The sequence below is a fragment of the Spirillospora sp. NPDC047418 genome (assembly GCF_040643275.1).
Lineage (GTDB): Bacteria > Actinomycetota > Actinomycetes > Streptosporangiales > Streptosporangiaceae > Spirillospora.
On record NZ_JBEYTW010000112.1, the window covers coordinates 21,952 to 28,709 of the forward strand.

Below are 6,758 nucleotides of genomic sequence, written 5' to 3' on the forward strand. Positions count from 1 at the left end.
CGGGTATTGCCGGATATGCCGCGTTCGCGAATGTACTACGAGTTGCAAACCGCAGGTCAAGAGCGCGGCGGCAGCCCGGTAATGGTCAAGAATGGTCATACGATCGGTTCATGACCTCAGTACTGCTCGCCGAGGACGACACGTCCATCTCCGAGCCTCTCGCCCGCGCGCTGCGTCGCGAGGGGTACACCGTCGAAGTAAGCCCGGACGGCCCGCAGGCGCTGGAGCGGGCGCTCGGCGGCGGTGTGGACCTGATCGTCCTGGATCTCGGCCTTCCCGAACTGGACGGCCTTGAGGTGGCCCGCAGGGTACGGGCCGAGGGGCACGGTGTGCCCATCCTCATCCTGACCGCCCGGGCCGACGAGGTCGATACCGTCGTCGGGCTCGACGCGGGCGCCGACGACTACGTGACCAAGCCGTTCCGGCTGGCCGAGCTGCTCGCCCGGGTGCGGGCGCTGCTGCGCCGGGGCAGCACCGAGACCCCGATCGTCCAGGGGGTGCGGATCGACGCCGAGTCGCGCCGCGCCTGGATGGGCGAGCAGGAGCTCCAGCTGACCACCAAGGAGTTCGACCTGCTGCGCGTCCTCGTCCGGGACGCGGGCAAGGTCGTGACCCGCGAACAGATCATGCGCGAGGTGTGGGACACCAACTGGTGGGGTTCCACGAAGACCCTCGACATGCACATTTCCTGGCTGCGCCGCAAGCTCGGCGACGACGCCGGCAGTCCCCGCTACATCACCACGGTGCGGGGCGTCGGCTTCCGGTTCGAGCGCGGCGACTAGCACCGGCCGCCGCGGCCGCGCGGGACGACCGGGGGCCTTCCCGAGAGGCCCCCGGCCCCCGTGCCGTGCGCTCGCGGCCCCACCCTCGAAGGAGCCCTGATGAGGCGCCGACTCCTCCTGTCGACGCTCGCGGTGGCGGTGGTCGCGATCCTTCTGCTCGGCATACCCCTCGCCTACGCCGCCCACAAGCTCGTCTACGAGGAGGCCGGCCGGTCGCTCGACCGGGAGGCGTCCTCCATCGCCGGCAGCGTCGGGTACAGCCTGGAGAAGCCGCAGCCCGTCACCGCGGCGATCATCGCCCGCGAGTACCCCGGCCGGCACATCTCGGTCACGCTGCCGGACGGCCATGTCCTCACCGCGGGGCCGCCCAAGCACGGCCGCGCCCTCAGCGCGACCGCGACGCACGGCGCGGTCCGCGTCCGCGTGTCGCGGCCGGCGTCGGAGGTCCGCGACGCCGCGCTGCGGCTGATCCTGCTGATCGCGGGCCTGGCGCTGCTCGGCGTCGCCGTCACCGTCGGCCTGGCGATGGTGCAGGCCCGCCGGTTCATGCTGCCGCTGCGCGAGCTCGCCGAGACCGCCGACCGGCTCGGCAGCGGCAACGCCCGCCCGCGCCCCCGCCGCTACGGCATCCCGGAGATCGACCAGGTCGCCGAGGTGCTGGACCGCAGTGCCGTCCGCATCACCGACCTCGTCGTCGCCGGCCGCCAGTTCGCCACCGACGCCAGCCACCAGCTCCGCACCCCGCTGACCGCGCTGTCCATGCGGCTGGAGGAGATGATCGAGGCCGCCGACTACCCCGACGTCGTCCGGGAGGAGGGCGAGGCCGCCGTCGCGCAGGCCGAACGGCTCGTCGCCGTCGTCGAGCAGCTGCTCGCCCGCGCCCGGCACGACCCGACCGGCGGCGCCGTCCCGTCCCCGATCGACGAGATCATCGCCCAGCAGGTGAAGGAGTGGCGCCCGAGCTTCCGCAAGACGGGCCGGGACGTCCGGATCATCGGCGAGCAGGGCCTGGTCGGCCTCACCAACCCCGAGGGCCTCTCGCAGATCGTCGCGACGCTGCTGGAGAACTCGCTGACCCACGGCTCTGGAACCGTGACCATCCACACCAAACCGGGCGCCGGTTCGGTCGTCGTGGAGATCGGCGACGAGGGCACCGGAATCCCGCCCGAACTCGAACCCCGCATCTTCGACCGCAGCGTGAGCGGCGCGCACGGCACCGGCCTCGGCCTCTACCTGGCCCGCTCCCTGGCGGTCGTGGACGGCGGCCGCCTGGAGCTCATCCAGTCCCGGCCGGCCGTCTTCGGCGTCTTCCTCCGCGAACCCGCCGAAGCCCGGCTCGCCACCGAACGGGTGGTCATGGGCCCCGCGTGACCGCGTGACGCGTCACGGGGCCCCGGGCCCCGGGCGCCGGGCGGGTCAGATCTCGGCGTAGTCCTCGGTGTGGGCGTCGAGGGGGTGGCCCAGGCGGGGGGCGGGGCCGGTGCGGCTGGGGGCGCGGTGGATGCCCGGCCCCTCGGGGGCGGCGGGGGCCTCGGGCAGGCCGGACGCGGGGTCGACGCCCGGCGCGCTCGCCGGCAGGAACACCCACTTCTTGTACGACCAGAAGCGGAACAGCGTCGCCACGCCGGTGCCGATCACCAGCGCGATGTTGTAGAACACGGCGCCGTCCAGGCCGAGGACGTAGTGCGAGAAGCCGATGAACAGCTCGGTGATGACGAGCCCGACGCCGTTCAGCGCGAAGAACAGCACGTACTCGCGGCCGAGCCCGGTCCGGTCGCGGTGCCGGAACGTCCAGTACCGGTTCGCCAGGTAGGAGAACGTCGTGGCGATGATCGTGGCGACGCCGTTGGAGGTGAGCGGGCCCACGTCCATCCCGGTGTGCAGGCCGTTGCCGATCACCACCGTGATCACGAACGCGATCGCGCCCACGCTGCCGAACTTGGCGAGTTCCCGCACGAGGTGCGCGAACCGCCGGTGGAGTTTGGCGACCAGGCTCACGAAGGGGAACCGTCCTTCCGGACTTCGTTGTACGCCACGGCGGGCGGCGCGGCGGCTGATGCGGAGGCACCACGAGGATAGACGCCCGGGGCCGCGGCGACGCCGGAACATGAACGTTTCGCCCTCACCAGGCGTTCCCTGCCCATTGCCGAGATGCCCACACACGTTCGACGCCGGCGGCCGGGGATTCGTTCATGGCGCCCGGCCGATAACCTTCTGACGTGACAGTTCAGCGCCCCTCGCGGGGGGACGACCCCCCGCGCCCCCCGAATCGGCTCCGCCGGGTGGACACGCCCGTCGTCGGAATGGCGGGCGGAGGGCAGCTCGCCCGGATGACGCAGCAGGCGGCGATCGCGCTCGGCGTGTCGCTGCGCGTCCTCGCCGGGGCGCCGGACGAGTCGGCCGCCAGGGTCGTGTCCGACGTGCGGGTGGGCGACGACCGGTCCCGCGACGACCTGCTGGCGTTCGCCAAGGACTGCGACGTGGTGACGTTCGACCACGAGCACGTCCCGGGCGCCCACATCCGGGAGCTGGAGGACTCGGGCGTCCCGTGCCGTCCCGGCGCGGTGGCCCTGGCCCACGCGCAGGACAAGCTCGTCATGCGGGACAGGCTCGGCGGCCTCGGCGTCCCGTGCCCCGCGTACGCGCACGTGCCGGCGTCCGGGCCAGTGGAGTTCCTGGAGGCGTTCGGCCGCGAGCACGGCTGGCCGCTGGTGCTGAAGGCCACCCGCGGCGGCTACGACGGCAAGGGCGTCTGGGTGGTGGACGAGCCGTCCGGTCAGGTGGAGCGGCTGCTCGCGGAGGGCGTCGACCTGATGGTCGAGCAGCACGTCCCGTTCCGGCGTGAGCTGGCCGCGCTCGTCGCGCGCTCCCCCTACGGGCAGGGCGCCGCGTACCCGATCGTGGAGACCGTCCAGGAGGGCGGGATCTGCACCGAGGTGATCGCGCCCGCGCCGGGCCTGCCGGAGGACCTCGCGGTCGAGGCGCAGGGCCTCGCGCTCCGCGTCGCCGGCGAGTTGGGCGTCGTCGGGCTCCTCGCGGTCGAGCTGTTCGAGACCGATGACGGCCTGCTGGTGAACGAGCTGGCCATGCGCCCGCACAACTCCGGGCACTGGACGATCGAGGGCGCGCGCACGTCGCAGTTCGAGCAGCACCTCCGGGCCGTCCTCGACCTGCCGCTCGGCTCCACCGAGCCCGCCGCGCCGTACACGGTCATGGCCAACGTGCTCGGCGGCGACGACCCCGACGTCTACTCCCGCTACATCCACGTGATGGCGCACGACCCGGCCGTCAAGGTGCACATGTACGGCAAGGAGTCGCGGCCGGGACGCAAGATCGGCCACGTGACCGCGCTCGGCGCCGACCTCGCCGACGTCCGCGAACGGGCCCGCCACGCCGCCGACTACCTGCGCTGGGGGACGAAGATGGGGGAGCACCAGAAATGAGTGGTGAGCCGGTCGTCGGCGTGGTGATGGGCAGCGACTCGGACTGGCCCGTCATGGAGGGCGCCGCGCAGGCGCTCGCCGAGTTCGGCGTCCCCTACGAGGCCGACGTCGTGTCCGCGCACCGCATGCCGCACGACATGATCGCCTACGGGGAGCGCGCGGCGGATCGCGGCCTCCGCGTGATCATCGCGGGCGCGGGCGGCGCCGCGCACCTGCCGGGCATGCTCGCGTCGGTGACGCCGCTGCCGGTGATCGGCGTGCCCGTCCCGCTGAAGTACCTCGACGGCATGGACTCGCTGCTGTCGATCGTGCAGATGCCCGCCGGCGTCCCGGTCGCGACGGTCGCGGTCGGCGCGGCCCGCAACGCGGGGCTGCTGGCCGTCCGCGTCCTGGCCGCGTCCGACGCGGAACTGCGCGCCAAGATGGCGGTCTTCCAGCAGGATCTCTACGGCCAGGCGAAGGCCAAGGGCGCGCGGCTCCGCGAGAAGCTCTGAGCGTCCAGCCGTGAACGCCTAGCGGCGCAGCGCCCATTCGACGCCGGGGCACCGGTTCATGACGACGTCGAGACCGGCGTCCCTGGCGCGCCGCGCCGCCGCCTCGTCGATCACTTCGAGCGGCAGCCACACGGCCTTCGCGCCGGCCGCGATCGCCTCGTCCACCGCCTGCCCGGCCTGCTCGGCGCGCCGGTAGACGCCGACGACGTCCACCTGGCCGGGGACGTCGGCGATCGAGGCGTACCCCTGCTCGCCGAGCACCTCCCGCGCCGCCGGATGGACGGGGACGATCCGCTTGCCGCGCTGCTGGAGCAGCCGCGCCTGGTTGTAGACCTCGCGGTCGGGGTTGTCGCCGAGGCCGACGAACGCCCACGTCGCGGACTCGTTCAGCAGCCGCCGGATCACGTCCTGGTCGGCGAATTCAGCACCCATGCCCACGACAACAGCTCCCGCGATCTTTTACTTCCCCGGCGCTGTCAGGGGCGGCCGAGGGCGCGGTAGTTCCAGCCGGCCGCGCGCCACCGCTCGGGGTCGAGCGCGTTGCGCCCGTCCACGATGTTGCGTTCGGCGACGACCTCGGCGAGCGCGGACGGGTCCATGCCCCGGAACTCCGCCCACTCGGTCAGCAGCAGCACCACATGCGCGTCGCGGGCCGCGGACAGGGCCGAGTCGCCGTACTCCAGGGTCGGCTGCGCGCGGCGCGCGTTCCGCATCGCCTGCGGGTCGTACACGGTCACCTTGGCGCCCTGGGCCCGGATGGACGCGGCCACGTCCAGCGCGGGGGAGTCGCGGACGTCGTCGGAGTTCGGTTTGAACGCGGCGCCGAGGACACCGACCGTCCGCCCGGCGAACGAGCCGCCGAGCAACTGCCGGGCGAGGTCCACCATCCGGATCCGCCGCCGGATGTTGATCTCGTCGACCTCGCGCAGGAACGTCAGCGCCTGGTCGGCGCCGAGCTCACCGGCCCGCGCCATGAACGCCCGGATGTCCTTGGGCAGGCAGCCGCCGCCGAAGCCGAGCCCGGGGCCGAGGAACTTGCCGCCGATCCGGTCGTCGTAGGACAGCGCCTCGGAGAGCTTGGTCACATCGGCGTGCGCGGCCTCGCAGACCTCCGCCATCGCGTTGATGAACGAGATCTTGGTGGCCAGGAAGGCGTTCGCCGACACCTTCACCAGCTCGGCGGTCGGGAAGTCGGCGGTGATGAACGGCGTCCCCTCCGCGATCATCGTCCGGTAGATCTCGCGGAGCACCTTCTCGGCGTGCTCGGCGGCCCCCTGCTCGGTGGGCAGCCCGGCCACGATCCGGTCGGGGTGCAGGGTGTCCTGGACGGCGAACCCCTCGCGCAGGAACTCCGGGTTCCAGGCGAGCACGGCGTCGCCGCCGGCCGGCGCGACCCGGTTCAGGGTCTCCGCCAGCCGCTGCGCCGTCCCGACCGGCACGGTGGACTTGCCCACGATGAGGCAGGGCCGCTGGAGCAGCGGCGCCAGCGACGCGATCGCCTCGTCGACGTAGCTCAGGTCGGCCGCGTACTCCCCGGCCTTCTGCGGCGTCCCCACGCACAGGAAATGGACGTCGCCGAACTCCGCGGCCTCGGTGTAGGACGTGGTGAACCGCAGCCGCCCGGTCTCCAGGCCCCGGCGCAGGACGGGCTCCAGCCCCGGTTCGTAGAACGGCAGGTCGCCGTCCGCCAGGCGCGCGATCCGCTCGGCGTCCACGTCGAGGCCGAGTACCTCGAACCCGAGGTCGGCCATGCACGCCGCGTGCGTGGCGCCGAGGTACCCCGTTCCGATGACCGTCAGCCGGTAGGTCAAGACCCGCTCCCTTCGATTCGCGGTCGCCGACGAGCGGCCCTGCTGGAAACGTGCCCGCTCCGAGCCCCCACCCGCGCCGCCCGGCAGGCCCTACTGGCGGGTAGCATCTGCGGCATGAGTTCTGACTTTCCCACGTATGCGCCGTCCGAGGAGCATGAGCTGCTGCGGCGTACGGTGCGTGAGCTGGCCGAGGCCAAGATCGCTCCTTTCGCGGCGGAGGTGGACGAG

The 6,758-nt window shown here is 72.7% G+C and carries 7 protein-coding genes; 4 read left to right on the top strand and 3 right to left on the bottom strand.

The window, feature by feature from the left end:
• The first annotated feature begins 110 nt into the window (after nt 1-110).
• Entirely contained in the window at nt 111-782 is a 672-nt protein-coding gene (locus tag ABZ806_RS39365) for a response regulator transcription factor (protein ID WP_026402549.1), read from the top strand.
• Nucleotides 783-881: 99 nt separating this feature from the next.
• A complete protein-coding gene (locus ABZ806_RS39370) occupies nt 882-2,153 on the top strand; it encodes an ATP-binding protein (RefSeq protein ID WP_500223626.1) in 1,272 nt (423 codons plus the stop codon).
• Nucleotides 2,154-2,198: 45 nt separating this feature from the next.
• Here the strand turns inward: ABZ806_RS39370 and ABZ806_RS39375 are convergent, their stop codons facing one another.
• Nucleotides 2,199-2,780, bottom strand: a complete 582-nt coding sequence (locus ABZ806_RS39375; protein ID WP_500223628.1) for a GtrA family protein — start codon at nt 2,778-2,780, stop codon at nt 2,199-2,201.
• 284 nt (nt 2,781-3,064) lie between these two features.
• On the opposite strand from ABZ806_RS39375, the gene ABZ806_RS39380 reads away from it, so the two are divergent.
• Together ABZ806_RS39380 and purE are read left to right on the top strand one after the other, a co-directional pair.
• Nucleotides 3,065-4,225, top strand: a complete 1,161-nt coding sequence (locus ABZ806_RS39380; protein WP_500223629.1) for a 5-(carboxyamino)imidazole ribonucleotide synthase — start codon at nt 3,065-3,067, stop codon at nt 4,223-4,225.
• On the top strand, nt 4,222-4,719 hold the full coding sequence (gene purE / locus ABZ806_RS39385) for a 5-(carboxyamino)imidazole ribonucleotide mutase (RefSeq protein WP_500223631.1): 498 nt from the start codon (nt 4,222-4,224) through the stop codon (nt 4,717-4,719). The genes ABZ806_RS39380 and purE overlap by 4 nt, the downstream gene beginning before the upstream one ends.
• A gap of 18 nt (nt 4,720-4,737) precedes the next feature.
• Here the strand turns inward: purE and ABZ806_RS39390 are convergent, their stop codons facing one another.
• Both ABZ806_RS39390 and ABZ806_RS39395 read right to left on the bottom strand, forming a co-directional pair.
• Nucleotides 4,738-5,151, bottom strand: coding sequence for a CoA-binding protein (locus ABZ806_RS39390; protein WP_500223632.1), 414 nt, complete (start codon nt 5,149-5,151; stop codon nt 4,738-4,740).
• A 44-nt stretch (nt 5,152-5,195) separates the two neighbouring features.
• On the bottom strand, nt 5,196-6,530 hold the full coding sequence (locus ABZ806_RS39395; RefSeq protein WP_500223634.1) for a UDP-glucose dehydrogenase family protein: 1,335 nt from the start codon (nt 6,528-6,530) through the stop codon (nt 5,196-5,198).
• Between the last annotated feature and the right edge of the window lie 228 nt (nt 6,531-6,758).

Excerpts from the sequence above, each read along its gene's own strand:
- ABZ806_RS39365 (WP_026402549.1), top strand. The coding sequence starts at position 111 with ATGACCTCAGTACTGCTCGCCGAGGACGACACGTCCATCTCCGAGCCT.
- ABZ806_RS39370 (WP_500223626.1), top strand. The coding sequence starts at position 882 with ATGAGGCGCCGACTCCTCCTGTCGACGCTCGCGGTGGCGGTGGTCGCG.
- purE (WP_500223631.1), top strand. The coding sequence starts at position 4,222 with ATGAGTGGTGAGCCGGTCGTCGGCGTGGTGATGGGCAGCGACTCGGAC.
- ABZ806_RS39390 (WP_500223632.1), bottom strand. The coding sequence starts at position 5,151 with ATGGGTGCTGAATTCGCCGACCAGGACGTGATCCGGCGGCTGCTGAAC.